The 26,516-nt window shown below is 44.5% G+C and carries 27 protein-coding genes and 1 pseudogene; 15 read left to right on the top strand and 13 right to left on the bottom strand.

Going from position 1 to position 26,516, the window contains the following annotated elements:
- Together GVY04_03750 and GVY04_03755 are read left to right on the top strand one after the other, a co-directional pair.
- Nucleotides 1–139: hypothetical protein (locus GVY04_03750; protein ID NBD15271.1), on the top strand; the 139-nt coding region annotated here is incomplete at its 5' end.
- Between the two features lie 224 nt (nt 140–363).
- Complete coding sequence (locus GVY04_03755; GenBank protein ID NBD15272.1) at nt 364–1,323, top strand: spermidine synthase; 960 nt, start codon at nt 364–366, stop codon at nt 1,321–1,323.
- 167 nt (nt 1,324–1,490) lie between these two features.
- On the opposite strand, the pseudogene GVY04_03760 reads toward GVY04_03755, so the two are convergent.
- From GVY04_03760 to GVY04_03780, 5 genes and pseudogenes are all read right to left on the bottom strand, one after another.
- A pseudogene (locus GVY04_03760) lies at nt 1,491–1,646 on the bottom strand (MerR family DNA-binding transcriptional regulator).
- A complete protein-coding gene (gene arsH, locus GVY04_03765) occupies nt 1,630–2,250 on the bottom strand; it encodes an arsenical resistance protein ArsH (protein ID NBD15273.1) in 621 nt (206 codons plus the stop codon). Before arsH ends, GVY04_03760 begins: the two are co-directional and overlap by 17 nt.
- Before the next feature lie 48 nt (nt 2,251–2,298).
- Nucleotides 2,299–2,694, bottom strand: coding sequence for an arsenate reductase, glutathione/glutaredoxin type (gene arsC / locus GVY04_03770; GenBank protein ID NBD15274.1), 396 nt, complete (start codon nt 2,692–2,694; stop codon nt 2,299–2,301).
- 13 nt (nt 2,695–2,707) lie between these two features.
- Nucleotides 2,708–3,862 (bottom strand): ACR3 family arsenite efflux transporter, encoded by a 1,155-nt coding sequence (gene arsB / locus GVY04_03775; GenBank protein NBD15275.1) that lies wholly within the window; start codon nt 3,860–3,862, stop codon nt 2,708–2,710.
- A gap of 98 nt (nt 3,863–3,960) precedes the next feature.
- On the bottom strand, nt 3,961–4,287 hold the full coding sequence (locus GVY04_03780; GenBank protein ID NBD15276.1) for a metalloregulator ArsR/SmtB family transcription factor: 327 nt from the start codon (nt 4,285–4,287) through the stop codon (nt 3,961–3,963).
- A gap of 155 nt (nt 4,288–4,442) precedes the next feature.
- Here GVY04_03780 and pstS point away from each other — a divergent pair, with 155 nt between their 5' ends.
- Nucleotides 4,443–5,450 carry a phosphate ABC transporter substrate-binding protein PstS family protein gene (gene pstS, locus GVY04_03785; GenBank protein NBD15277.1) on the top strand — a complete coding sequence of 336 codons (1,008 nt, stop codon included), beginning with the start codon at nt 4,443–4,445 and terminating at the stop codon, nt 5,448–5,450.
- Nucleotides 5,451–5,565: 115 nt separating this feature from the next.
- Here the strand turns inward: pstS and sufS are convergent, their stop codons facing one another.
- The 4 genes from sufS to sufB form a co-directional block, all read right to left on the bottom strand.
- Nucleotides 5,566–6,834, bottom strand: coding sequence for a SufS family cysteine desulfurase (sufS, locus tag GVY04_03790; GenBank protein ID NBD15278.1), 1,269 nt, complete (start codon nt 6,832–6,834; stop codon nt 5,566–5,568).
- A gap of 5 nt (nt 6,835–6,839) precedes the next feature.
- Nucleotides 6,840–8,186 (bottom strand): Fe-S cluster assembly protein SufD, encoded by a 1,347-nt coding sequence (gene sufD / locus GVY04_03795; protein ID NBD15279.1) that lies wholly within the window; start codon nt 8,184–8,186, stop codon nt 6,840–6,842.
- An 8-nt stretch (nt 8,187–8,194) separates the two neighbouring features.
- On the bottom strand, nt 8,195–8,989 hold the full coding sequence (sufC, locus tag GVY04_03800) for a Fe-S cluster assembly ATPase SufC (protein ID NBD15280.1): 795 nt from the start codon (nt 8,987–8,989) through the stop codon (nt 8,195–8,197).
- 146 nt (nt 8,990–9,135) lie between these two features.
- Complete coding sequence (gene sufB / locus GVY04_03805; GenBank protein ID NBD15281.1) at nt 9,136–10,572, bottom strand: Fe-S cluster assembly protein SufB; 1,437 nt, start codon at nt 10,570–10,572, stop codon at nt 9,136–9,138.
- Between the two features lie 176 nt (nt 10,573–10,748).
- Between sufB and sufR the strand changes: the two genes are divergently transcribed.
- Nucleotides 10,749–11,423: an iron-sulfur cluster biosynthesis transcriptional regulator SufR gene (gene sufR, locus GVY04_03810; protein ID NBD15282.1), complete on the top strand. Its 675-nt coding sequence runs from the start codon at nt 10,749–10,751 to the stop codon at nt 11,421–11,423.
- A gap of 116 nt (nt 11,424–11,539) precedes the next feature.
- The gene (locus tag GVY04_03815) at nt 11,540–11,791 is read left to right on the top strand and encodes a hypothetical protein (GenBank protein NBD15283.1); all 252 of its coding nucleotides are present in this window, start codon (nt 11,540–11,542) and stop codon (nt 11,789–11,791) included.
- A 121-nt stretch (nt 11,792–11,912) separates the two neighbouring features.
- Here the strand turns inward: GVY04_03815 and bchD are convergent, their stop codons facing one another.
- Nucleotides 11,913–13,946 carry a magnesium chelatase ATPase subunit D gene (gene bchD, locus GVY04_03820; GenBank protein NBD15284.1) on the bottom strand — a complete coding sequence of 678 codons (2,034 nt, stop codon included), beginning with the start codon at nt 13,944–13,946 and terminating at the stop codon, nt 11,913–11,915.
- A gap of 210 nt (nt 13,947–14,156) precedes the next feature.
- On the opposite strand from bchD, the gene GVY04_03825 reads away from it, so the two are divergent.
- Together GVY04_03825 and grxD are read left to right on the top strand one after the other, a co-directional pair.
- Nucleotides 14,157–14,417 carry a BolA/IbaG family iron-sulfur metabolism protein gene (locus GVY04_03825; GenBank protein ID NBD15285.1) on the top strand — a complete coding sequence of 87 codons (261 nt, stop codon included), beginning with the start codon at nt 14,157–14,159 and terminating at the stop codon, nt 14,415–14,417.
- Nucleotides 14,418–14,457: 40 nt separating this feature from the next.
- Nucleotides 14,458–14,781, top strand: a complete 324-nt coding sequence (gene grxD / locus GVY04_03830; GenBank protein ID NBD15286.1) for a Grx4 family monothiol glutaredoxin — start codon at nt 14,458–14,460, stop codon at nt 14,779–14,781.
- A gap of 104 nt (nt 14,782–14,885) precedes the next feature.
- On the opposite strand, the gene GVY04_03835 is transcribed toward grxD, so the two are convergent.
- Both GVY04_03835 and GVY04_03840 read right to left on the bottom strand, forming a co-directional pair.
- On the bottom strand, nt 14,886–15,128 hold the full coding sequence (locus GVY04_03835) for a hypothetical protein (GenBank protein ID NBD15287.1): 243 nt from the start codon (nt 15,126–15,128) through the stop codon (nt 14,886–14,888).
- A gap of 119 nt (nt 15,129–15,247) precedes the next feature.
- A complete protein-coding gene (locus GVY04_03840) occupies nt 15,248–16,264 on the bottom strand; it encodes a type I glyceraldehyde-3-phosphate dehydrogenase (protein NBD15288.1) in 1,017 nt (338 codons plus the stop codon).
- A 467-nt stretch (nt 16,265–16,731) separates the two neighbouring features.
- Here GVY04_03840 and GVY04_03845 point away from each other — a divergent pair, with 467 nt between their 5' ends.
- The 6 genes from GVY04_03845 (at nt 16,732) to GVY04_03870 (ending at nt 22,020) form a co-directional block, all read left to right on the top strand.
- Nucleotides 16,732–18,162 (top strand): UDP-N-acetylmuramate--L-alanine ligase, encoded by a 1,431-nt coding sequence (locus GVY04_03845; protein ID NBD15289.1) that lies wholly within the window; start codon nt 16,732–16,734, stop codon nt 18,160–18,162.
- Nucleotides 18,159–19,058, top strand: a complete 900-nt coding sequence (gene murB / locus GVY04_03850; GenBank protein ID NBD15290.1) for a UDP-N-acetylmuramate dehydrogenase — start codon at nt 18,159–18,161, stop codon at nt 19,056–19,058. The genes GVY04_03845 and murB overlap by 4 nt, the downstream gene beginning before the upstream one ends.
- Before the next feature lie 32 nt (nt 19,059–19,090).
- Complete coding sequence (locus tag GVY04_03855; GenBank protein NBD15291.1) at nt 19,091–19,435, top strand: YbaB/EbfC family nucleoid-associated protein; 345 nt, start codon at nt 19,091–19,093, stop codon at nt 19,433–19,435.
- Nucleotides 19,436–19,727: 292 nt separating this feature from the next.
- Nucleotides 19,728–19,811: a hypothetical protein gene (locus tag GVY04_03860; protein NBD15292.1), complete on the top strand. Its 84-nt coding sequence runs from the start codon at nt 19,728–19,730 to the stop codon at nt 19,809–19,811.
- A gap of 48 nt (nt 19,812–19,859) precedes the next feature.
- The gene (locus tag GVY04_03865) at nt 19,860–21,761 is read left to right on the top strand and encodes a prolyl oligopeptidase family serine peptidase (protein ID NBD15293.1); all 1,902 of its coding nucleotides are present in this window, start codon (nt 19,860–19,862) and stop codon (nt 21,759–21,761) included.
- A 136-nt stretch (nt 21,762–21,897) separates the two neighbouring features.
- Nucleotides 21,898–22,020, top strand: a complete 123-nt coding sequence (locus tag GVY04_03870) for a photosystem II protein Y (protein ID NBD15294.1) — start codon at nt 21,898–21,900, stop codon at nt 22,018–22,020.
- A gap of 113 nt (nt 22,021–22,133) precedes the next feature.
- On the opposite strand, the gene GVY04_03875 is transcribed toward GVY04_03870, so the two are convergent.
- Nucleotides 22,134–24,662, bottom strand: coding sequence for an NTP transferase domain-containing protein (locus GVY04_03875; GenBank protein NBD15295.1), 2,529 nt, complete (start codon nt 24,660–24,662; stop codon nt 22,134–22,136).
- Nucleotides 24,663–25,005: 343 nt separating this feature from the next.
- Between GVY04_03875 and ndhO the strand changes: the two genes are divergently transcribed.
- Entirely contained in the window at nt 25,006–25,224 is a 219-nt protein-coding gene (gene ndhO / locus GVY04_03880) for an NAD(P)H-quinone oxidoreductase subunit O (protein NBD15296.1), read from the top strand.
- 509 nt (nt 25,225–25,733) lie between these two features.
- Nucleotides 25,734–26,354 (top strand): TenA family transcriptional regulator, encoded by a 621-nt coding sequence (locus GVY04_03885; GenBank protein NBD15297.1) that lies wholly within the window; start codon nt 25,734–25,736, stop codon nt 26,352–26,354.
- Nucleotides 26,355–26,516 lie beyond the last annotated feature (162 nt).

A 26,516-nucleotide genomic window follows, 5' to 3' on the forward strand; every position in this document is an offset into this window, starting at 1 on the left:
TATTAGTTCAGGTAGTGGAAATATAGAGGAGTTTGCTTTTATCGATCCTGTGCATCCTACTGCATCCTTTAATGAATTTCTAGCAGCGGAAGCCAGTGAGCAAATTGCTTTAGAGTTTGCTAATTTTGGCATGGCTTAAGGGGTGACAATCAGTTGGAAAATTAGACCGGGGTTGGGTGTTAGGGATCCTTGAAGTTACTGAATCCCTAACCCCGATTCCCGATCCCCTAAAACTTTTCTCATTAACCCGATCATTTTACGATTTCTACTTTAGTGCGACCACTTCTCCTCTTCCCACCAGTTTTGATTGGTTTATGGTAATTTGAAAATCTCTAGATTATTGACAAACAAAGGAGATGCATCATGGCAGGTAGCGAATTAAAAGCAGATCTTTGGCTTACAGAATACATTACCCCTTGGGATATTTATGTGCATGGCATTACGGAAACCTTAGCTTATCAAAAAACAGCTTTTCAGGAGATGTACATTGTTCGATCCGGTGCCTATGGAAAGGGCTTAGTGTTAGATGGGAAATGGCAATCTTCTACCGTGGATGAATATCTATACCATGAAGCGTTAGTCCATCCAGCGATGATCGCGCATGGGAATCCCAAAAAAGTCCTTGTTTTAGGGGGTGGCGAAGGGGCAACGATTCGAGAGGTATTGCGTTGGCATACCGTGGAGAAGGTGAAGATGGTAGATATTGATGGCGAAGTTGTCGCCGCTTGTAAACAACATTTACCGGAAATGCACGCTGGCGCATTTGAAGATCCGCGTACTGAGTTAGTGATTGGAGATGCCCTTGCTGTTTTAGATAGTAGTGAAGAACAGTGGGATGTCGTGATTAGTGACCTCTCTGATCCGATTGAGGAAGGTCCTTCCTTTAAATTATTTACAAAAGAATTTTATGAGAAAGTGAATCGCATTCTAGCGCCTGAGGGGAAGTTTGTTTTACAAGCCGGACCAGTGGCTGATCCTTATATTGCCACTCATGCGCGTTTGGTCAACACCCTGAAAACCGTCTTTGAACATAATATTTCATATACAACGTTTGTTCCTACTTATGGCGAACCGTGGAGTTTAACCTTATCTTCCCATACAACTGTTAACACTCGTCCCGAACCAGAAGTGCTTGATCAGGTATTACAAGAGAAAACAACGGGTGGGTTACGTTTAATTGACGGCATTACTGTTTTAGGATTATTACAAACTCCAGCTTACATTCGTCGCGCGATCGCGCAACATCAAGAAATTTTTACGCTCTCAGAACCGCCCAAATTCTTTGGCAAGGGCGTGAGCAGTGATCCATTACCAAAAACCTAAGTGCAGTGGTCAAAGGGAAAGATGACTTCTGCATGATTCTTCCTCCCCTCTATGCGCTAAAGTACGGTTGAATCTGTTGAGAAGTCGCCGATTAGGCCTTCCTAAACGGGAGGCGCCTGCTACGACCGTTGGTCAAAACTTTGCCTTGCGTCACCACTTGGTCATTGAATAAATGATAAGCGTTCGACAACTTCTTGACTGTAAAGGCGAGAACCACTTTTTGTTCGCTGAGAGGAAGGAATTAAGCCAATCCGTTCATAAAAATAGAGCGTTTGTGGATTCACGCCTAAGTGATGAGAAACGTCGCTAATTTTTAACCCCATTTTTTTCTTTGCGTTCACTGTACCGATCTGTCAAATAATCAACTTGATCTCGTAAAAGTCTAGTGAATTTGTAGAGTTCTTCCATAACATCCACCACGCGATCGCGATAGCGAGAATCCTTCATCGTTCCATCTTCATTGAATTCTTGGTAGGCTTTGGCAACCGAAGACTGATTGGGAATCGTAAACATCCGCATCCATCGTCCCAAAATTCGCAGATTATTCACTGCATTAAAGGACTGCGAACCGCCACTCACTTGCATGACAGCTAATGTTTTCCCTTGTGTTGGTCGTACTGCACCTATACTCAACGGAATCCAGTCAATTTGATTTTTAAGCACGCCAGTAATATTCCCGTGCATTTCAGGAGACGACCAAACCTGACCTTCTGACCATTGGCTTAACTCGCGTAATTCTTGTACCTTGGGATGAGTATCTTCCACTTGTCCGCGCAAGGGAAGTTCATGGGGATGAAAAAATTTAACGTCTGCCCCCATCTCAGTAATAATCCGCGCTGCTTCTTCTGCAAGCAAGCGACTGTAGGAACGCTCTCTTAAAGAGCCATACAAAAATAGAATTTTCGGTGGATGATCAAAGCGGGTCATTATTCATGAATTAATAGGTAAGTTGAATTGACATTAAGCAGTTGTCGCTTAGGAACTGAGTTTGGCAATTAAAGCCTCCACTCGTTCCTTAATTTCATCTCGCACCCGGGGGAAAATTTCTGGTTGTTCTGCAGGATCATCGAGTTGCCAATCTTCAAACTCTTCACGGGTAACCCATTCCGGTGGAAGGTTAACCCCACAGCCACACAGAGAAATGACAACATCAAACTCTTCTGGATTAAATTCACTCAGGGCGTTAGAGGTTTGGTCACTGATATCAATGCCCACCTCTTTCATTGCAGCGATGGCTTCTGGGCGCACTTGACTGGCTTCAAGTCCAGAACTTGCCACACTGATTTGATCACGACCCAAAATTTTTAGAAAACCCTCTGCCATCTGCGATCGCGCTGAGTTTTTTCGACAGACAAACATAACACGCTTCATCAATCTATCTCCTTCATGCCAATGGACGCGCACAACGCGGATCGGTTAACGTCGCTTTCTCGGGTTCGCGAGGGAACCAAAACGCAGTCCGTTTACAAATTTCCACTAACATCAGCATCACAGGAACTTCAATCAGTACACCAACCACTGTCGCTAAAGCCGCCCCAGAATTCAGTCCAAAGAGGGTGACTGCTGTTGCAATGGCAACTTCAAAATGGTTACTCGCACCAATCAAAGCAGCCGGGGCAGCATCTTCGTAAAAGAGCTTCAGTTTCTGGGCTGCGACATACGTGATTAAGAAAATAAAGTTGGTCTGGATAAACAGAGGCACCGCAATCAGTAAAATATGGAACGGGTTACGGACAATTAAATCGCCCTTAAAGGCAAACAGCAGCACAAGGGTAATTAGCAAGGCAGCAATGGAAACCGGACTGAGATATTTCAAAAATACCGTTTCAAACCATTCTCTTCCCTTGTTATGCAAGATCCAACTCCGGGATACCGCCCCAGCTAGTAAGGGCAAACCCACATAAACAAGAACGGAAAGGACAATCGTTTCCCAAGGTACGGTAAGCTTATTCGCTGCTAACAACCAGCGTCCCAGTGGCGCATACAAAAACAGCATTGCCAGCGAGTTAATCGCAACCATGACCAAGGTATGTCCCTGATTACTAAAGGAAAGATAACCCCACATCAGCACCATTGCGGTACAAGGGGCAATCCCCAATAAAATCGCTCCGGCAATATAAGAATCAGCCAAGGCAATTTCTCCCCCTCGAATCATTTCTGTTCCTGAGAGTAAAGGGCGAAACAGCCAGCCTAAGAAAAACTGAGCAAAGACCACCATAGTGAAGGGTTTGATTAGCCAGTTCACCACCAACGTTAAAATGACAGGTTTCGGCGTTTGTGCGGCGCGTTTAGCTTGTCCAAAATCAATTTTGACCATGATCGGATACATCATGAAAAACAGGCAAATCGCGATGGGAATCGAGACTTGGTAAATGCTCATGCGATCCAGCGTGACCGCAATGTTAGGGAACACTCGCCCGAGAATAATGCCTGCAACAATGCACAACGCCACCCAAACCGTGAGATAACGCTCAAAGAAACTCAGCTTTCCCCCTGCCTGAACTGCCCTCGGATTGACCTTCGATTGATTGGTACTCATTTTGTCTTCCTTAGCCGTTTGCTCTCTCAAATATATCAAAAAAACTTGATTTGTAAAGTGAAAACATTAGAGTCGGAGCCAACCATAAATCACTGTTGCTATTCTGCAGGAGGACAAACCCGTGCTGGGAGAATTGAGCTGTAGCGGCGAACCTCTGCCAAATAACGCTCCAGCCTTGCAAATTGGGATAAATTAAGGCTGTAGTACATCCAGCGCCCCTCTTGCCGTCCGGAAATTAAACCGCTTTCTCTTAGAGTTTTCAGGTGAAACGAGAGCTTAGACTGAGCAATATCGAGGCGATCGCACAAATCGCAAACACACATTTCGCGGTTTCTCAGTAGCTCGATGATCTGAACCCGCAATGGGTCAGAGAGAGCCTTGAATCCAAAAACAATTTCGGTTGATGGGACTTGAAGCGTATTCATGATCAATCCAACTTGATTTAATTTTCTCCTTCCAAGCTAGCAGGAGAGCGAAAACTTTCCGGTTCTTTCTCACTGCTTTCGTTCTCTTCATGGATTCATAAAACAAATATTTTTGAAATGATACGATAAAGATATCTACGCTTAGGAGCAAGATGATGAATAAACTGGTCAGCCCTCTAGCAATAGTTTTAGGGGTAGCTGTAGTGACGGTTGGCTGTTCTCCGGAAGCCCAACAACAGCAGCAGCGCCAATCAATCAAAATTGATGGATCAAGCACTGTCTTTCCGATTACCGATGCCATTGCCGACACCTACAACGAGACTCAGGAGGACCCGGTTGAGGTGGATGTGAGCTTTTCCGGGACTGGCGGCGGCTTTGAAAAGTTCTGTGCTGGCGAAACCGATATCAACAATGCCTCCCGTCCCATCCTCGAAGCGGAAATGAAAGCCTGCGATGAAGCTGGCATTCGGTTTTACGAATTGCCGGTTGCTTTTGATGCTTTGACGATTGTCGTCAATCAGGAAAATGATTGGGTTGATACCATTACGGTCGAAGAACTTAAGACCCTCTGGGAACCGAGTGCTGAGGGTCAAGTCACCCGCTGGAATCAGGTCCGCCCCAGCTGGCCAGATCGTCCCATTACCCTCCATGGACCCGGTTTAGATTCGGGTACCTACGACTACTTCGCTGAGGTAATTGTGGGAAAAGACACCCGCAGCGATTTTGCCGCCAGCGAAGATGACGAAATGATTGCTGCAGGAGTAGGCGCAGATCCTAATGCTCTGGGCTATTTCGGATTGGCCTATTATGCCGAGCATCAAGACACTCTCAAAGCCCTGGCGGTTGACAGTAGCAGTGATCCGGTAGAGCCTTCCCCGGAAACGGTCGTGACCGCGGAGTATCAACCCCTATCCCGTCCTCTGTTCATTTACGTCAACTTTGAATCTACCCGCACCAATCCAGCAGTCAATGATTTGGTTCAGTTTTATTTGGAAAATGCGCCAGAAACAGTTGATGAGGTAGGGTATGTTCCGCTGACGGAGGAAGGCTACCACATTGCTTGGATCAATTTTCAGGAAGGGGAAGTGGGATCTGCTTTCGATGGCACTCCCCAGCCCAATTTGACTATTACCGAACTGCTGCGGAAAACCAAACGGTTTTAGCCCACTCAGGAGAACTTAAAACTCAATCGAATACACATCAATTAGGGAGGGAAGGAAACGGGGACAGAGGGTGACAAAGTAAATTTTTTGTTGCCTTTCTCCAAAGAACAAATGACTAATCTTCTTCCATCATCTCGGCAAAGAAATCAATGGTATTTTTCAAAGCAGTAATAAAGTGATCAATTTCTTCTTTCGTGTTGTAGAAATAAAGACTGGCTCTTGCGCTTCCCGCAACGCCTAAAACCGTGTGTAACGGTTGGGTACAATGATGACCCGAACGAATGGCAACCCCTTCATAATCTAATAAGGGGGCTAAATCATTAGCGTGTAGATTTTCCACATTAAATGCTGCTAATGCTGCTCTTCCTTTTCCCTCTGCTGTCGGTTTGGGTCCATAAATTCTTAAATTAGAAAAGTTTTCTAATTGGCGGAACAAATAGGCTGTTAATTCTTCTTCGTAGGCGTGAATTTGATCCATCCCAATTTGACTTAAATAATCCACCGCCGCCCCCAACCCAATGGCTTCCGCGATCGCAGGTGTTCCCGCTTCAAATTTATGAGGGAGTTCCGCACAGGTAAAATGATCTAAGGCAACTTCCCCAATCATTTCGCCACCGCCTAAAAAAGGAGGCATTGCATTTAATAAATCTTCCTTGCCATACAAAAAACCAACCCCAGTGGGACCGCACATTTTATGCCCACTTGCCACTAACCAATCACAACCAATGGCTTGCACATCCACGGGCAAATGAGGCACACTTTGACAAGCATCAATTAATACTTTTGCGCCTTTTTCTTGAGCAAGGCGCGTAATTTCTTCAACGGGATTAATACACCCTAACGTATTAGAAACATGAACCAGCGTCACTAATTTAGTTTGGTCAGAAAGCAGGGTTTTATACTGTTCTAAATCTAAAGTTTCTGCTGCCGTTAATCCAACGTGTTTGAGAACCGCCCCTGTTTTTTGCGCAATCATTTGCCAGGGAACAATATTACTATGATGTTCCATGACCGAGGTGATAATTTCATCGCCGGGTTTCAGGTTATTTAATGCCCAACTGTAGGCGACTAAGTTAATGGCTTCCGTCGCATTGCGCGTGAAAACGATTTCATTGCGAGAGTTGGCATTGACAAATTGGGCAACTTTATCTCTTGCCCCTTCAAACGCTTCTGTTGCTTTCGTGCTGAGGGTGTGTGCCCCCCGATGAACATTAGAATTAGTGTATTCATAATATTCATCTAAGGCTTTGATCACTGATAAAGGCTTCTGAGACGTGGCAGCATTATCAAAATAAATGAGGGGATGCCCATTGATTTCTTGATTCAGAATGGGAAAATCAGCACGCACTTGATTGGCTAAGGAAGGAGTGGTTGCAATCGTCATAGGGTTTAGTGGATAAATCGGTTTTGCAAACAACTAAATAATTGGTCTCGCACGGAAGAAATCGTAATTTCTTCAATAATTTCGGCAGCAAAAGCATTAATTAACAAGTTAGAGGCGGCATTACTATCTAAGCCTCGACTGCGCAAATAGAACAGTTCATCCGCTTCGAGTTGACTAACGGTTGCGCCATGAGAACATTTCACATTATCGGCAACAATGTTTAATTCTGGTTTGGTATCCACATGGGCTTTGTCTGACAACAGGAGGTTTCGGTTGAGTTGGGCTGCATTGGTGAGTTGTGCCGCTTGCGGGACAAACATTTTCCCGTTAAACACCCCTCTTGCGGAGTCATCTAAAATACATTTATGCAACTGATCCGCGCTGCTATGGGGATGACGGAACGCGATCGCGCTGTGGGTATCTAAAAGTTGCTGTCCCTTGCCTAAGGTTAACCCATATAACTTGGTATTTACCTGGGTTCCAGTATGAAACACATCAAAATCATGACGGGAAATCTGTCCGCCTAAACTCACTGGATATGCCGTATAGCGACTATCTTGGGCTTGGGTAACTGCCGTTTTCGCAATGTGGAAACTATTTAACGCTTCGTCTTGTAAGCGAATATGATTCACTTGGGCGTTACCCGCTAGCCACACTTCACTCACGGGATTACACAAATAGGGTGCAGCCTTCTCAGACGAAAGACTCGCATATTGTTCAATCAAATTCACCTTGGCACTCGTTTCCGCCACCACCAGCAAACGCGGTTGAATAAGCTGCGGCGTATCATTGCCGACAGCTAAAAAGAGCACCTGTATTGGCGATTCAACTTCAGTATTTGGTGCCACCCAAAGCACTGCTGTATCTTCAAAGCCAGCCGTATTCAACGCCGTAAATAACTCTTCTCCCCCTTCTTGCTGAGTGAGATAGTCAGTGACTTGCGACTGCTGATGAACATCCAAAGTTGCTAAGTTCGTGAGAGTTACACCAGCCGGGAGGTGATCAAGTTGCGAGAGTTCAGCACAAAAGCAACCATTGACAAAGACTAACCGCGCTTGGGAAGCTTCAGGAACAATAAACGGTGATACACTATCTGGTTTGAGATCAACCGTTTGGCTTCTTTGAAACTGATAATCCAGTAAGGGGGATAAATCGGTAAAGCGCCATTCTTCATCTTTGCGGTGAGGAAAGCGAGATTCTGCAACCCAGTTGGCTGCCTCCTGCTGTCGTTTTTCCAGCCACGCCGTAAAGGTGGATTCCTCTTCCGTCACGACATTGCCATGACGTTGACGTAACAAATGGTTGAGGAAGTGATCTTGATTGGCAAGTTGATCCTGAGAAGAAACTGACATACTCATCCCTAAGCCGTAACCTCCTGTTGTGGGGCGTACTGTTCATACAACCAGTCATAGCCATTTTCTTCGAGTTGTAGGGCTAACTCTTTACCGCCACTGGTAATGATTTTTCCGTCTACCATGACATGGATATAATCCGGTTCAACATAATTTAACAAACGCTGATAGTGGGTAATCATCACCGTTGCATTATCAGGGGTTGCCAACTGATTCACCCCATTCGCAACAATTTTTAAAGCATCAATATCTAAACCGGAATCGGTTTCATCCAAAATTGCTAGACTAGGTTCTAGCAGAGCCATTTGTAAAATCTCGTTGCGTTTCTTCTCTCCGCCGGAGAAACCTTCGTTCAAACTCCGTTCTAAGAAGCTGGGATCCATCTTGACGATTTCCAGCTTTTCTTCCACTAAGTCTTCAAAGTCAAAGGCATCGATCTCTTCTTTCCCTTGCGCTTTACAATGAGAATTATAAGCCACGCGCAAAAAGTCTAAGTTACTGACTCCAGGAATTTCTAAAGGATATTGAAACGCCAAAAAAAGACCTTTTAAAGCCCGTTCATCGGGTTCTAATTCCGCAATGTTTTCTCCTTTATAAGTAATCTCTCCTGAAGTGATTGTATAGTCAGGATGACCCGCCAAAACTTTGGAAAGGGTACTTTTGCCCGACCCATTCCGTCCCATAATAGCGTGAATTTCACCGGCTTTTACTTCTAGATTAACCCCTTTTAGAATTGGGATATCTTCAACTTTGGCGTGTAAATTTTTAATCGATAAAATAACTTCACTATTTTCTTTAATCATATTTTTTTATTTATTTTTTATTTGTTCACAGGAAAACGATTGAAGGAGAAGAAGAAGTTGAATGACAGCTTTCCAATTCCCCTTCTATCGAATTACACGAATGACCAACTTCGACAAGCTCAGTTTCCATGACTGATGACCAATGACTAACCTACCGAATTTTCCAACTTCAACGCCAGCAATTTATCTGCTTCTGCTGCAAATTCCATCGGTAACTGATTGAACACTTCTTTACAGAAACCGCTGACAATCATCGAAACGGCATCTTCTTCCGAGATTCCCCGTTGGGCAAAATAGAAGAGTTGGTCTTCGCCAATTTTTGCGGTAGAGGCTTCATGTTCCACTTTCGTGCGGTTATTATCCACTTGAATGTAGGGGAAGGTATTGGCTTCTGCTTGATCGCCAATTAACATCGAATCACACTGGGAGTAATTGCGCGCACCATCGGCTTTCGGTCCCATTTTCACTAAGCCCCGATAACTATTTTGGGAATGACCGGCGGAAATGCCTTTCGAGATAATGGTACTTTTGGTATTTTTCCCAATGTGGATCATTTTGGTACCGGTATCAGCTTGCTGATAATTATTGGTTAAGGCAATGGAATAGAATTCTCCGACGGAGTTATCTCCCGCTAAAACGCAACTGGGATATTTCCAAGTCACCGCAGAACCGGTTTCGACTTGTGTCCAAGAGATTTTAGAGTTTTTCCCTTTGCAGAGTCCACGTTTGGTCACAAAGTTATAGATGCCGCCTTTTCCTTCTTCATCCCCAGCAAACCAGTTTTGAACCGTGGAATATTTAATATCCGCATCATCCAACGCCACGAGTTCCACAATAGCAGCGTGTAGCTGGTTAGAATCGTACATGGGCGCAGTACAGCCTTCTAAATAGCTAACAGAAGCCCCTTCTTCGGCAACGATTAAAGTCCGTTCAAATTGTCCCGCTTCGTCGGTGTTGATGCGGAAATAAGTAGAGAGTTCCATGGGGCATTGTACCCCTTTCGGAACGTAAACAAATGACCCATCACTAAATACTGCCGAGTTTAGCGCAGCAAAGAAGTTATCGCCACTAGGAACCACACTGCCAATGTATTTTTTCACCAGTTCGGGATATTCTTGGAGGGCTTCGGAAATGGAACAGAAAATGACTCCTTCTTCAGCCAGTTTTTCTTTGAACGTAGTGGCAACGGAAACGCTATCAAAGATGGCATCTACGGCAACATTGCCCAGACGTTTTTGTTCGGAAAGGGGAATGCCTAACTTTTCAAAGGTTTCGAGGAGGGCAGGATCAACTTCGTCTAAACTTTCTTTCTTCTCTTCTTTCTTTTTTGGCGCGGAATAGTAAATAATATCATTAAAATCAATGGGCTTATAACCGACGTGCGCCCAGTTCGGTTCTGTCATGTTCAACCATTGACGGTAGGCTTTGAGGCGGAAGTTCAACATGAACTCAGGTTCGTTTTTCTTCGCTGAGATCATGCGAATAATGTCTTCATTTAGTCCACGGGGTAAGGTTTCGGTTTCAATGTCGGTGACAAAACCGTATTTGTAGGGTTGGTTGAGTAAGGTTTTGGTTGCAGTCATGGACGTTCGTGTTTCCTCAATTAAGCTAACTAAGCGTCGTTTTTATACTTTCTTTGGGATCGCTTCCCTTCTCAGGTGAGCGACTTACGAAACGTATTTGTTGTTTAACTATTTTTAGGCTACATTAACAACAAAGATGTTGTCAAACTATTTTAAGATTGGAGGCGATCGCGCAGATGATGCAAAAAACCATGACCGCAACCCGCCAGAGTTCAACGAAACAGGGAATTCTCAGGTATATTCTCAAGCAAGGACAAGCCACAGCCCAGGATTTAGCCCAAAGACTTGAGATTAGTCCCCAAGCGACCCGCCGACACTTAAAAGAATTGGAGTCTGAAGGCTTAGTGTATTACGAAGCGGTACAAAATGGAATGGGACGCCCCCAATATCTCTATCAATTGAGTGACCAAGGGCGCGATCACCTCCCCCATGATTATGGCGAATTTGCTGTTTCTTTTCTCCATACTCTTGCCGAAACCGCCGGAGAAGAACAAGTTCAAGCCGTTTTAGAAAAACAATGGCAGCGCAAAGCCGATGATTATCGCGATCGAATCGGTAGCGGAGACTTAGAAGAACGAATCGCTAAGTTGGTCGAATTACGACAAGCAGAAGGCTATATGGCAGAGTATCATCCCTTGGAAGAGAATCAAGATACGACCCAACCCAAGTTTTTCTTATTTGAACATAACTGTGCTATTGCTAGCGTAGCTGAGTCTTACCCGAGTGTTTGCGGACATGAGTTAGAGATGTTTTCCGCTGTGCTTCCTGATTGTACTGTAGAGCGGACACACTGGTTGTATCACGGAGAACATCGCTGTGGCTATCTCATTCAATTAAAAGTTAGTCATTAGTCATTGGTTATTCATCATTGGTTCAGATTGAGACTTGATGGGCTGAGGGTCACAGGAAATTGTTTTACGATCTATTAAGTGAACAACTAAGGGCAAAAGACAAAGGACAAATCATCATGACACAAGATAGTTCCATTCAATTTCTAACCGAAGAAGAATCGTTAGATGTTGATAAAGCCTTACTTTCTTCGCCAGAAAAGTTCTTAACCCGATTAACCATTTCTTCTTTACGATTACTGAAAACGATCGCGCAAGAGGAAGGAGTAGCCGTAGAAGAGTTGACCCCAGAACAGATTATTGCCTGGTTTGAAAAGGATGGCAAAATTAGGCGAGAACAAGGCATTGAAGCAGCAACCTTGAAGTGGTAGTTTCGAGAGTTAATCGCTGATCACTCTGGATTCGTTCAGATAGTAATATTTTAGACGTCAGACAGAACCCCAATTTCTTAAAAGTTAACAACATCAGCGGAATCAAGGATCACACAGCAGATCACGATCCAATTGATGTTGCAATCGCTTCCTGTGCCATTGTTGCCAAAGTAGTATCTGAGGCTTGGGGTAAATGGTAATAATTCCCTGCTGCTTGTTCCGCCATCTCCTGAGCTAACCCGGAAGAAATGTATTTTCGCTCGGTATCAATGACGAGCAGCTGCATCCCTAAGGCACGAATTCGGGCAGCAATATCAAGTAGTTCTGCCCTGAGATCCGGTTGTTCTTCTGCCGATAAGGGTTGACCGACGGATCGCGAGAGCGGAATATTCCCGCGACCATCAGTAATGGCAACAATCACGACTTGGCTAACATCTTTGCTTTGTCTGGCATTAGAACCGAGTCGCACTGCCTGTGCCAGGCCGTGGGCGAGGGGTGTCCCCCCACCACAGGGAAGCAGGTCTAGCCGACGACGTGCAGCAGCGATCGCGCGCGTTGGCGGCAGTAAAACCTCTGCTCGTTCCCCGCGACAGGCAATCAAAGCAATCTGATCGCGATGCTGATAAGTTTCATTCAAAAGCCGTAGGGTTGCGCCTTTTGCCGATTCCATCCGGTTCAGCGCCATTGATCCCGAGGCATCAACCACAAAAACCACCAGTGCTTTGGCTTTGCGCGCTAACCGCTTCACCCGCAAATCTTCTTGTTTAATAATGACCCGACGTTCGGGATGGCGACGATGACGAGGCTTCTGATACGGTGCAGCTGCCCGTAGGGTGGCATCTACAGCAACCCGTCGCACTTCTCCTTTGGGAAACATGGGTTTGACATAACGCCCGCGATCTTGTGAGTAAATTAAACTACGCCCACCCGATTGACCGCGACGACGACGCGCCATCAGACCAAAGTTGAGTAACATAGCATCTAGCGCCACATTCTCTGGAGCAATTACCAACTCTGCCGGCACGGTTTCAGTTTCTTCGGGAGGGGTCTCTTCTGGCGTTTCCTTATCTGACTCCGATTCGGAGGCTTCGGGAGGGGGTGAGGGAGGCGGAGTCGGCGGTGTTGGCGGTTCTGGACTAGGAACAATCGTTGCTCTGGGAACAATTGCTAGTTGAACTGCAATTTGTAAGTCTTCGCTGTTCACTTCCACTCTCCCGGAGAGCGCAGCGTGAGCTTTAGCAATACGGACAGCAGAAATTTCGCCACGATGACCTTCAATTTGGAAGCGTTCGGCTTCTGCCACTAGGGATGCCATTTGTTCTTGCGCGATCGCGACCTGGGGGAGCAACTCCCGCGCCAGGGCAATTTGCAGTTTCAGTTCATCAATGTCGTCAGCATAGTGCTGAATAAAGCAGTAGGGTGCATTTTGAAAGGCAACCACACTTTCAACCCCCATCACCCGTTGCTTTACGGTTAAGGGGGTGTCTGCCGAGATCCCGATCGCGAAAAGATCCAGCAGCTGCGCTCTTAGCTCTTTCTCTTCCGGATTATACGTGGCAATTACCAGGGGTTGACAAGGATGCTCAAAACTAATTCCTTCCCGCTCAACCCAATTACGCCCCTGAGTCAAAATGGTTAATAAGAGGTTGGTGATACTGTCATCGAGTAAGTTAATTTCGTCGATGTAGAGAACGCCCCGATGGGCTGCTGCCAGTAAGCCCGGTTGAAAGACCGTTTCTCCCTTCTCAATCGAGCGTACCACATCCACAGACCCCAATAAGCGATCTTCAGTCACCCCTAAAGGAACTTGTACAAAAGGGGTTGGTTTAACTTCAATTTCCGGGGATAAGTTTCGATTCGCTTCTAGCGTCCAATCGTCCCACTCCTCAGGATGCTGTGGATCGCAGTTGCAACAAGACCCTTTCACCACTTCGATGGGCGGTAATAAAGCGTGTAACCCTCTCGCCAGAACGGTTTTTGCGGTTCCTCTTCGTCCCGCGATCGCGACACCGCCTAAACTCGGATCAACGGCTGCCAACAATAATCCCAATTTAATCAAATCCTGATTGACCACTGCTGGTAAAGGAAAAGCGACTGGGGAAAAGGATAATTCTGGTGATTTCGCTTCTCTCACTCCTACGTCCGATTGACTCATTGTTTTTCCCCTGAGACCCATTTCTATTGTCTCTCATTGAGTTCGGGATAGAGTTGAGTGCTTAATCCTGTGATAAATACTGATCAATCGCGATCGCGCAGGAAAAGGCGGTAAGATCCCCCTTGAGCCTTCGGCTTTAACGGGAGTCCTCTCGCGCTATTAAGATAGAAATAGTAGTTATTAATGATTTGTACTCGCCTCTTTACAATTATGATTAGCCTAGAGCAAGTGGAAACAATGATCAAAAACCAACTCCCCGATGCCAAAGTGAAAGTGCAAGATCTCACAGGTGGCGGTGATCACTTAGAAGCGATCGTTATTTCCTCAGAATTTGAGGGAAAAACTCGAGTTAAACAACATCAAATGGTTTATGGGGCGTTACAAGATGCCATGGCATCAGAAGCGATTCATGCCCTTGCCTTAAAAACCTATACCCCTACGGCGTGGGAAAAAGCAGATCAAACCGTTTAAAAGTTATTGTGGAACTAAAATCGAAAGCATAGAGTTGATTATGGCACCGGAAGTTAAACAACGCATTGAAGATTTAATTAATAGCAACAAAGTTTTTGTCTTTATGAAGGGGACGAAATTGATGCCCCAATGTGGCTTTTCTAATAACGTCGTACAAATTTTAAATGTGATGGGCGTGCCCTACGAAACCTACGATGTTTTAGATGATCCGGAAGTGCGTCAAGGGATTAAAGAATATTCCAACTGGCCAACCATTCCGCAAGTTTATCTGAATGGAGAATTTGTTGGCGGTTGCGATATTATGATTGAGCTGTATCAAAATAATGAACTGCAGCAAATGCTAGAAGTTGCACTGGCCTCTTAATTTTGACGAAATAAAATACCAACCTTGAGAAGAGTAACTAGTGATTGTATTCTAGTTGATGTCACTAGTTACTTTCTCGCAACTGGCGATGCTAGAAGAAATAGCTAGTAAAAATCAGGTTCTGGTAAGACTTGTTCAAAATTCGATTGGTCGCGCAGGAATCTGATTGCTTCTTCTTCTAAACGGTTTAACTGATAGGGTTCGAGAACATTGGTTGAGCGCAAACCAGCGAGGTAACCATCAACATAGAGACGCAGTTCATTAAAACGATAACCGCGATGCCAATAATCAACCATCGCATCAGTCAAATGTTGGTAGTGACGAACGGCTTGAGAATCTTGGAGCATGGCTATAAAATGAACCTTAATACTAGGATTGTACCCCTATCTTATGCCAAAAATTAAGATCAAACCGTGAGGAGTGCCCCACGGTTGATTGATTATCTAAAAATTGCTCATCGGATTGATTAGGATTTCCATTTTTGAGCAACAACTTCGGCCAGATCAACAACGCGCTGAGAGTAGCCCCATTCATTGTCGTACCAAGCAATTATTTTCACAAAGTCGCCATTCATCACCATTGTCAAGCTACCATCTACAATCGAGGAGGCATCGTTTCCACGATAGTCAGAAGAAACAAGTGGTAATTCTGTGTATTCAATAATCCCTTTCATTGAGCTATTAGCTGCTTCATCTAGGACTTCATTGACCTGTTCCGCGATCGTCGGTTTTTCCACCTGAGCCACAAAATCAACCACAGACACGTTAGGAGTCGGAACCCGCATCGCAATGCCGCTTAATTTTCCTTCTAGTTCAGGAATAACCAGTGCAACTGCTTTAGCAGCACCAGTGCTGGTGGGAACGATATTAACGGCTGCTGCTCGAGCGCGACGAAGATCACGGTGGCTGGCATCAAGAATCCGTTGGTCTCCAGTATAACTATGGGTTGTGGTCATCATACCTTTGACAACGCCAAAGTTTTCATGAAGGACTTTCACCACAGGTGCCAGACAGTTGGTTGTACAGCTGGCATTACTAACAACATTATGCTTATCGTGATTGTATTCTTCGTGGTTGACCCCGACAACATAGGTGCCAATATTTCCTCCCTTACCAGGGGCAGTAATTAATACCTTCTTCGCGCCAGCAGCAATGTGTTGAGCAGCTTTTTCCTCAGAAGTAAACACACCAGTAGACTCAATAACTAAGTCGATATTCCATGAATCCCAAGGTAAGTTCATGGGATTGCGATCAGAGCAACACTTGATGGTTTTTCCGTCTACTGTAATCGTATCTTCGTCATAGGTGATCTCGGCTTTGAGATTCCCTAACATAGAGTCGTACTTTAGCAAATGGGCATTGGTTTTTGGGTCAGAGGTATCGTTAAGACCAACAACTTCTAAACCTGTATTTTCACGTTCTAACCAGCAACGTAAAAAGTTGCGTCCAATGCGCCCGAATCCGTTAATGGCTACTCTAATCACTATCTATTCGCCCCCTTACTGAAGCTCAATAACATTAATTTATTCTTAACGACACTGATCATACCGTAAAGTCTGTACCATACAAAAGATTAACCGTCATTGGTTTTTAACAACGAGGTGGCTCTATTTCCGAGGCAAACCATTACAATGCTTAGAAATCATCCATTTAAACTTGACAATGTCCTTCCTTTTTGTTTATATCTGAGTCGGAATTCTCGAAGAGAAACACATGGAGAACATTCAAGACTGATTTAAGTATTTGACGGGAAGTTGATTTTTTCACAAATATTGTATGATTGTTAGTCAATAACTGAAGTGTTTTTATCTTCAATCAGTAACAAGATCTGCTTCGTTTCTCTTTTCGCAATTGGTTAGTTGCTCGTCACTGACCATTTAAGTTTTCTAATCAAATAGATTGCGTTTTATTAAAACAATATCCCTTTGGGTGTGGTGTCTGAGGAAGTTTAATGAGTTGCTCAAATTCAGTTGATTTTAAGGGTAAGCCTTTTCATTTCATTGGTATTGGTGGCATTGGCATGTCAGCATTAGCCTATATTTTAGCCAAACGTCAGGTTCCGATTACTGGGTCAGATTTACGTTCTACTCATATTACCGACCGTCTCAGGGCAGTAGGGGCTCATATTTTTTCATCTCAAGATGGAAAAAATTTAGATTATTTTTTGTCTGCTGATTCCAAAATTCCGAACCAAAGTTTATTGCCACAGGTCATTTGTTCGACAGCGATTCATCCCGATAATAGTGAGTATCAAGCAGCTTTAGTAAGGGGATGTCCGATTTTTCACCGTTCCGATGTGTTGGCTAGCTTGGTGGCAGAATATGACAGTATTGCGGTAGCTGGAACACACGGTAAAACAACGACGAGTAGTTTACTGGGTTATGTTTTATTACAGGCAGGCGTTGATCCGACAGTGGTTGTAGGAGGGGAAGTTTCAGCGTGGGAAGGAAATGCTCGCGTTGGTCAAGGACGTTATTTAGTGGCAGAAGCAGACGAGTCCGATGGTTCTCTCGTGAAGCTAACCCCCGCCATTGGCATTGTGACCAATATTGAATTGGATCATCCGGATCATTACCAGAGTTTATCGGCAGTCGTAGATATTTTCCAAACGTTTGCTCAACAAACCCAGACCTTAGTCGGATGTATTGACTGTGAAACCGTACGAGAAACCCTACAACCAGACATTACTTATAGTCTGAAGCCACAACAAGGGGCGGACTATACTGTAACGGATGTTATTTATCATGGACAGGGCGCAACGGCAACCGTTTGGGAACACGGGAAAGCATTAGGACAAGTTCAGTTAAAGTTATTGGGCAGCCATAATTTAAGTAATGCCTTAGCCGTTATTGCCACCGCGCGAAAAATTGGAATTGAGTTTGAGGTGATTGCGAGCGCGATCGCGCAATTTATAGGGGCCAAACGGCGGTTTGAAATCTATGGTGAAGAAAATGGCATTCTCTTTGTGGATGACTATGCCCATCACCCCAGTGAACTAGTGGCAACCCTTGCTGGGGCTAAATTACGCGTGGAGAGTCAACAAGCACAACGCCTCGTTGCCATTTTTCAACCCCATCGCTACAGTCGGACGGCTGCTTTTTTACAAGAATTTGCCACGGCTTTCAAAGCTGCAAATTTAGTGGTTTTAACAGACATTTATAGTGCCGGAGAATTGCCCACTGATATTAATGGGGAACAATTAGCACAGTTGATGGTTCAACATCATCCAGATGTAATTTATCACGGCGATCTATCTTCTCTCTCCGAGCGCCTCCGAACCCTTTTACGTCCGGGTGATATTGCACTGTTTCTTGGCGCCGGTAATCTCAATCAAATTATTCCTGAAACCATGGCTCGTGTAACCGCAAAAAAAGCAGCATGACACTCTATCTTCCTGATACCAACTGTATCCTGCAATCGCAAGTTTCTCTAGCGACTCATACCTCCTTGCGTGTGGGTGGTACCGCTGAATGGTATGTCGCCCCCCAAAACAGCGAACACCTGCAAAGGAGTTTGCAATGGGCCCAACAAGAACACTTACCTGTTACTTTTTTAGGAGGCGGTTCTAATTTACTGATTAGCGATCGCGGCTTACCCGGTTTAGTAATTAGTGCTCGTTATTTTCGCAACTTAACCATTGACGAAGAAAGGGCAACGATTACTGCCGCTGCTGGTATGCCCCTAGCAACAGTCGCTTGGAAAGCAGCAAAACGCGGTTGGAGTGGCTTAGAGTGGGCAGTGGGCATTCCGGGAACCGTGGGGGGATCGGTGGTCATGAATGCTGGTGCGCATGGGGCTTGTATGGGAGATGCCTTGCTGGAAGTGGCGATCCTTACCATTGAAGGTCAAATTGAACGCCTGACTCCCACTGACTTAGAGTTTCGTTATCGTACCTCTAACTTACAAAATCGTCCCCGTTGGGTTATGGAAGCAACCTTTCAACTCCATCCTGGGTATGCTAAAGAGGCAATTACTGCTCAAACTCGTGCCAACTTGAATCAACGGCGTAATAGTCAGCCCTATAATAAACCCAGTTGCGGCAGCGTTTTCCGGAATCCTCAAAATCGGGCAGCCGGTTGGCTGATTGAACAAGCAGGGTTAAAAGGCTATCAAGTCGGCGGAGCGCAAGTGGCTCATCGCCATGCCAATTTTATCCTCAATTGTGGGCAAGCCACCGCTCAAGATATCTACAATGTGATTCAACACATACAGGAAAAAGTCGAGCAGCAATGGTCAATTTTATTGCAACCAGAAGTTAAACTATTGGGTGAGTTTTAAAGTTAAATCATTGAGACATAGGTTGATTAATCATGACAGAAGGAAAAGGTTTTGGCTTCGGCTTAGGCAAAATGAAGGAATTACGGGATGCCTTTGCTAAAGCGCAGCAAGTGCAACAAGGGGCGCAAGAACTCCAAGAAGAATTGGAGCAAATGAATATTGAAGGACAAAGCAGCGATGGTACAGTGAAAGTCGTGATGAGTGGCAATCAAGAACCCCGTAGTGTCGAAATTTCTCCAGAAGCGGCGGAGAAGGGTGCAGATGCGCTCTCAGAACTGGTGACAGAAGCGGTCAAAGATGCTTATAACAAATCCACTGAAACCATGCGCGAAAAAATGGAAGCCTTAACCAGTGGCTTACAACTCCCTGGAATGTAAACTGCCCTAGGAAAGTGAACGAGAGGATGATCAAAAGAGTGTCGATACCAGATGAGATTGCCTTTTGACCCTCTCACCAGACCTTCCAGTGAATGATTAGCGATTTATATCAGTGTTGTTTTCAAATCAAGTTAACCAAAAACAGAAATTTGGCTAGGATTAGTTAGCGCGATCGCGCTAACTTTTATTGTGGGATTCCCATACGACAACCCAGTCATTTGGGCAGAGTTTAGGCAGCGGCTGAGGGAATCTTTGTGGTTTTTCCAGGCTTTGGGATGGGTGGATTGATGAGATGACACCTGATCGTTGGGAAAAGGCAGGGTCTTTAATTGGGTTGGTTGGGGTTTGGGTGATCATTTATGCTCCTAGTAATTAGGAACTATATCATTTTCGATAAGATAGAAATGCCGTATTGTAAAGTTTTATGACAACAACAACCACTCCTTCCACTCAAACCCAACTTCCCCCGCTCATTCCCCGTTCACTGCTATTTGGTAATCCCAAACGAGCTCGTCCTCGTCTTTCTCCGGATGCCAAATACATGGCCTATATTGCCCCTGATGAGAAAGATGTTTTACAAGTCTGGGTACGAACCATTGGTCAAACTGATGACCGGCAAGTGACTCAAGATAAAAAACGCGGGATTCGGGCTTATTTTTGGACCTATAAACCGGATCAACTGATTTATCTACAAGATGCTGATGGTGATGAAAACTTCCACCTCTACGCGGTTGACCTCGCCAAGAACATTGTTCGCGATTTAACCCCCTTCCAAGGTGTGAAAGCGCAACCGATTGATCTCGACCCGGAAACCCCTGATGAAGTATTAGTGGGGTTAAACTTGAATAATGCTCAAAAATTTGATGTTTATCGCATCAACTTGAATAATGGGGCGGTGGAATTTGATACCGATAACCCCGGCAATATTGTCAGTTGGACCGCAGATGCCCAATTCCAAGTGCGAGCTGCCGTTGCAGCCACTCCTGATGGGGGATCTGATTTACTGTATCGGGAGACGCCCGATCAAGACTGGGAACTGTTACGCCATTGGAGTGCAGACGATGAAGGCGGTGCCCTGAGCTTTTCTAAGGATAGTAAAACCCTTTATTTGGTTGGTTCCCATGAGGCAAATGCGCAACGGTTACTGTCTCTCAATTTAGAAAATCGAGAAGAAAGCGTTATTGCTGCGGATGAACAGTATGATGTGGGAGATGTTTTAATTCATCCTACCCAACGGCATATTGAAGCGGTCTCGTTTTATAAAGATAAAGAAGAATGGCAAGTTTTAGATGACGCGATCGCGCCAGATTTTCAAGTGCTGCGCCAACTGCGTGAGGGAGAATTTGGCATTGCCAGTCGAGATTTAGCGGATCAAAATTGGCTCGTTGCTTATCTTACCGATGATGGACCCGTTTATTACTACCACTATCGTCGCGACACCCAAAAAGCCGAATTTCTTTTTACCAATCAACCGGAATTAGAAGACCTGCCCTTAGCGAAAATGGAACCCATTGCTTATCAAGCGAGAGATGGCTTAACCATTCATGGCTATTTGACGACACCGGTTGGGGTAGAAGCTCAACACTTACCCACTGTTTTATATGTCCATGGCGGTCCCTGGGCGCGGGATACCTGGGGTTATAACCCAGCGGTACAATGGTTGGCGAACCGCGGTTATGCGGTCTTACAGGTGAACTTCCGCGGGTCAACGGGCTATGGTAAAGACTTTCTCAACGCTGGTAATCGCCAGTGGGGCGGTACGATGCACAATGATCTGATTGATGCGGTGGAATGGTTAAAACACAAAGGCATTGCTGACCCGAATCGGATTGCGATTATGGGCGGTTCTTATGGGGGATACGCTACTTTAGCGGGACTGACGTTTACCCCAGATGTCTTTGCCTGTGGCGTTGATATTGTCGGACCGTCTAACTTAATTACCCTCATCAACAGTGTTCCTCCCTACTGGAAACCAATGATGTCAATGTTTGCCCATCGCGTTGGGGATATTGAAACGGAAGAAGACTTTTTGCGGTCTTGTTCGCCTCTGTTCTACGCCGATCAGATTAAAAAGCCTTTACTCATTGGTCAAGGCGCCAATGATCCGCGGGTAAAACAAGCCGAAAGTGAGCAAATTGTTGCGGAAATGCGAGAAAAAGGCAAGCCTGTGCAATATGCCCTTTATACTGATGAAGGACATGGCTTTGCTCGTCCTGAGAACCGGATGCACTTCTACGCGATCGCGGAAAACTTCTTAGCAGAGTATTTAGAGGGTCGTGCGGAAGCCGTCGGAGAAATTGAAGGGCATTCTGGCATTGTTAGCTAGTCTGTTTTGATCCCAACTCTCCTGTGGAGAAACGGTGATTCTTCCCCACACTTTGCCAAAATCTTCTTCTTGTCAGTTATTATGGTTAACAGAAGAATCATAAAAAAATCTTTAAAGCGAGAGGTGAAGACAAGTTATGGATTGGCGAATCGTGATTGTGCTTGCTCCTGTAATCTTAGCTGCGAGTTGGGCTTTATTTAATATTGGTGCAGCAGCCATTAGACAAGCACAAGATTTTCTGAATAATCAGAATACTTAACTTTAATTGAGTTGATCGAAAAAAGTCGTTGTTTCTACAAAGAGACAGCGACTTTTTAATTGAGTCATTGGTCATTCCCTCTCTCACTGAGAAGAGAGGGCAAAATTGAGTCGCTAAACGTTAACGGCTTCAACGCCTTGTTCTTTATCAATGAAGTCTTGGACGCGTTGACGATATTCTCGCAACGTATTATCAACCCAGTCGCGATCATCGCCATTGGCAAAAATATGAACCAATGGCTCGCCCGCATCAGGGAGTACCAAGACCCAATCATCATTTTGAGGATTGATCACTTTGACACCATCAATTAATTCCAACTGATCCGTGGGATGAGTTTCTACTAAATAGCGCATTAAAGCTCCTTTGACCGTCCAAGGACACCGCATGGTGTAAGATTTATGACAAACTCGGGGCAATTCAGTGCGAATTTCAGCAAGTGAGCGCTCCTGTACTGTCAACATTTCAATCAGTTTGGCAATGCAGAACATGGCATCAAAGCCGGGGTGCAATTCTGGGAAAATAAACCCAGTTTCTCCACTTCCGCCGAGCACAACATTAGAGTTCTCTTGAGCTGCTTCCATGAGAGCAGTCGGACTGGCTTTGGTGCGAATTACTTTTCCATCATGACGACGGACAATCTGTTCGACCGCACTTGAGGCATGAACGGGTACAACAATCGTACTGCGAGGATGAGCGGTCATCATCATATTCACCATCAACGCTGTGAGAATTTCACCGCGAATCGGTAAACCGGCTTCATCCACTAAAATCAGTTGTTCGCCATTGGCAGCAACTTGGACCCCCATATTGGCTTTCAAGGCTTCTACCACCTGACCCAGTTCATTGAGTAAGGTTTCTCGTTCTTCATTAGATAAAGCCGTTTGGCTAAGACTCGCATTTAAGACCACAGCATCGCAGCCAAATTTACCTAAAAGCAAGGGTAAAACTGCCCCCGAAACCGCATAGGCATAATCGATGACTACTTTTGCCCGACTGTTATTCACCGCTTGGACATTCAGGTGTTTTTCAAAGCTATGACTATAGACATCTAAGACTTGCGTCGGATAGAAGACTTCGCCAATTTCAGGAATGGCTGCCCGTCGTAAATCTTCCTTAAAGTAAGCCCCTTCAATTTTCTTTTCTTTGGCTTTAGTGATATTAATCCCTTGCTCATCGACAAACTCGATGAGGAGATGATCATGGCGACTCGGGTGTAAACGCACATGAATGCCACCAACCACTGACATTGTAGGAATCGTGGTGCGAGTAATCGGAATCGCTGAGGCTTCTAAGTTTTGGACATTGACCCCCGTTGACATTAACCCAGAGACAAGTGATCGCGTTACCATCCGGGAAACACTCCGCTGATCGCGAGAGACACTCACTGTTGCGCCTGTTTTCAGGGTCGAGCCATAAGCTGCCCCTAACTTAACTGCAAATTCAGGCGTAATGTCAATATTAGCAATGCCGGTAACGCCTTGCTGCCCAAATAAATTCCGTTGCGCCATATTCCCCCAAATTAGGTTGATATTTAATGTTGCGCCTGACTCAATTTGTTTACTGGGCCAGACTCTTACCCCTTGGCTAATTTGGGCTTCTTCACCGACGGTGCATAATGGACCTAGGGTTACACCCTCTTGGATATGGGCGCGTCGATCAACTCTTACCCCTCTCGAAATGGAGCAAGCCCAAATGTGTGCTTGTTCGCCAATAATCACCCCATTCCAAAGAATAGGACTTTTGAGATCCGCTTCTGCGCCAACAGTGACATTATCACCAATAACTGTTCCTGCTTCGATATTGACTCGTGGTCCAATTCGACAGTTATCGCCAATTAGAACCGGCGGTTGAATATTGGCACTGGGGTCAATCACCGTATTTTCTCCAACCCAAACCCCTGGTGATTGTTCCTCATAAGCAAAATCAATCTTCACTTTTTGATGGAGCGCATCATACTGGGATTCTCGATAAGCTTCTAAGTGCCCAACATCACACCAATAATCGTCAGCAATATAGCCATACATGGGTTCCCCTTTGTCTAGCAGCAAGGGAAAGAGATCTTTTGAGAAATCACATTCCTCATTTTGAGGTAGATACTGTAAAACTTCCGGTTCTAGGATATAAGTTCCTGTATTAACGGTATCAGAAAAAATTTCACTACTCGAAGGTTTTTCTAAAAAGCGTTGAATCCGATTTTCTTGATCGGTAATGACCACCCCAAATTCAACCGGGTTCGGAACACGTGATAAAATTAACGTTGCTTTCGATTGATTCTGTTTATGGAATTTTATCGCTTCGGAAAGGTCAAAGTCGGTCATGGTATCACCACTGATGACGAGGAAGGTGTCATCGAGGAGTTCTTCCACATGTTTAACACAACCAGCAGTGCCTAAGGGTTGGTCTTCTTCCACCGAATATTCCATGTGTATCCCAAATTCACTACCATCCCCAAAATAGTCGCGCATCACGTCGGGAAGATAGTGTAAGGTGGCGATAACTTCATGAATGTTGTGGCGTTTGAGTAAATTGATGATGTGTTCTGCCATGGGACGATTAAGAACCGGTACCATCGGCTTGGGCAGGTCACAGGTCAAGGGTCGCAGTCTAGTTCCAGACCCTCCAGCCATTAGTACTGCGCGCATAAAACCTCCTTGAGATTACGAAAAAAGTTAAGGGATTCGAGATGCAATTTAATCTTTAGATTTCCCCTGAGTTTAAGATCAGCCTAAGCGATAATATCTTGTTAAATTTTGCTTTCTCATCTTCCCTGTGCAATATTTTCTCTGATTACTACTAAATTAAGGAACATTGGAGTCAACAGACAATTGATAATTGAGTTTAGGATAATTGCTCAGAACTTGGGCATCCCACAATCCCAAGATAGATCAATCTTAACTTTACTTACTGATGAGCAACAAATATGGCACAATTAGTTAAAGAATTGTTGCAGTATTTACCGCTTATTCATTGAGATTCATTTAAGTTATGGCTGGAAAAGTTAAAAAAGGTGCTTTAGTACGGGTTATTCGCGAAAAACTTGAGAATAGTTTGGAGGCAATGGCAAGTGATAATCGCTTTCCTTCCTATTTATTTGAAAGTAAAGGGGAAATTTTAGAGACAGACGGGGATTATGCTTTTGTTAAATTTTATGTTGCTACTCCTGGAGTGTGGCTTCGTTTAGACCAACTTGAAGCAGTAAATTAATCCAAACGTTCCCCTCTCAGGGAGGGGGTCGTTAGCCTTGAGAAAACAGATTTTCCTTCCTGCTCGAGGGCAACAAAGATTAAGTCAAATGGCGATCATTGAAGGTCTGTTGGGTTAATTGATGAACTATCGGTTAAAAAATGTTAAGTGTTTCCTCATTCAGTGACCCGATCAAAGTTTATAGCAAGCGCGATCGCTGCCGGCAACTGAGTTTTTTAACTGAAAATTGTTCTCAGCTATGAGGTTGATAACTGTAGAGCATAAAAACGAGCTGGACCTTGTAACTGAACACTCTCCTGGGAGTTGAATCATCTTGTCTTTGTGGCATCATGGATGACACAAGCGATTTTCATAACAAACTTCTTTATGATCCACGATCAAAAAACTCTTTTGCTAGTCTGAACCTAAGTGGTCTTTTCTCTTGATCAGTCAAAAAAGTTGACTTTTCCTAAGGCTTTTATCTCTAAAAAATCCTGTTAATTAAAAATTAAAAATAATGAAAGAAAGCAATGAATATTACTTGTCAACAATTAATTGAACGTCATGCCCATAGTTGGGAACAAGCAACCATTCATCCTTTTTTACAAGCTTGTCAGTCAGGAGAAATTCAACCCCAACAGTTTAATACTTGGTTGATTCAAGATTATCTTTTTGTAATTGAATTTACCCGTTTACTGGCAAAAACTTTAGCCAATGCCCCGGCAGAACATTTTGATGTGTTATTAGGTGGATTAAGTGCCATTAAAGACGAGTTGAATTGGTTTCAAGTTAAAGCCAAAGAGCGCAACCTTGATTTAAATGTCGAGAAACAGCAAACTTGTCAGGCTTACTGTGAGTATATGCAGAAGGTAGGGGAAATGTCGTATCCTGTGCAAGCGGTTGTGATTTGGGCGATCGAGCTGGCGTATAATCAAGCTTGGCAACAACCAGGAACAATGGTTTCACCCTACAATGAATTTGCGGAGCGTTGGGGCAATACTGGCTTTACGGAATATGTTAAGCAACTGGAAAAACAAGCCAATCAAGCCCTTGCTGAAGTGGATCAAGAAACAAGTAAATATTTGGAATCTGCTTTTGTCAAAATTGCTAGCTTAGAGAAAGATTTTTGGCAAATGGCATACAAGAATTAGTCATTAGTCATTAGTCATTAGTCATTGGTTATTGGTCATTAGTCATTAGTGATTTAATTAAGAGCAAAAAATGCAAGCACTGAGTTGGGAAGAATTACAAGCCCGGACAAATTTTGAAATTGATCGCATTAATGGACCAACCAATGCGCAATCGCGTTTACG

The organism is Cyanobacteria bacterium GSL.Bin1, from assembly GCA_009909085.1.
GTDB lineage: Bacteria > Cyanobacteriota > Cyanobacteriia > Cyanobacteriales > Rubidibacteraceae > Halothece.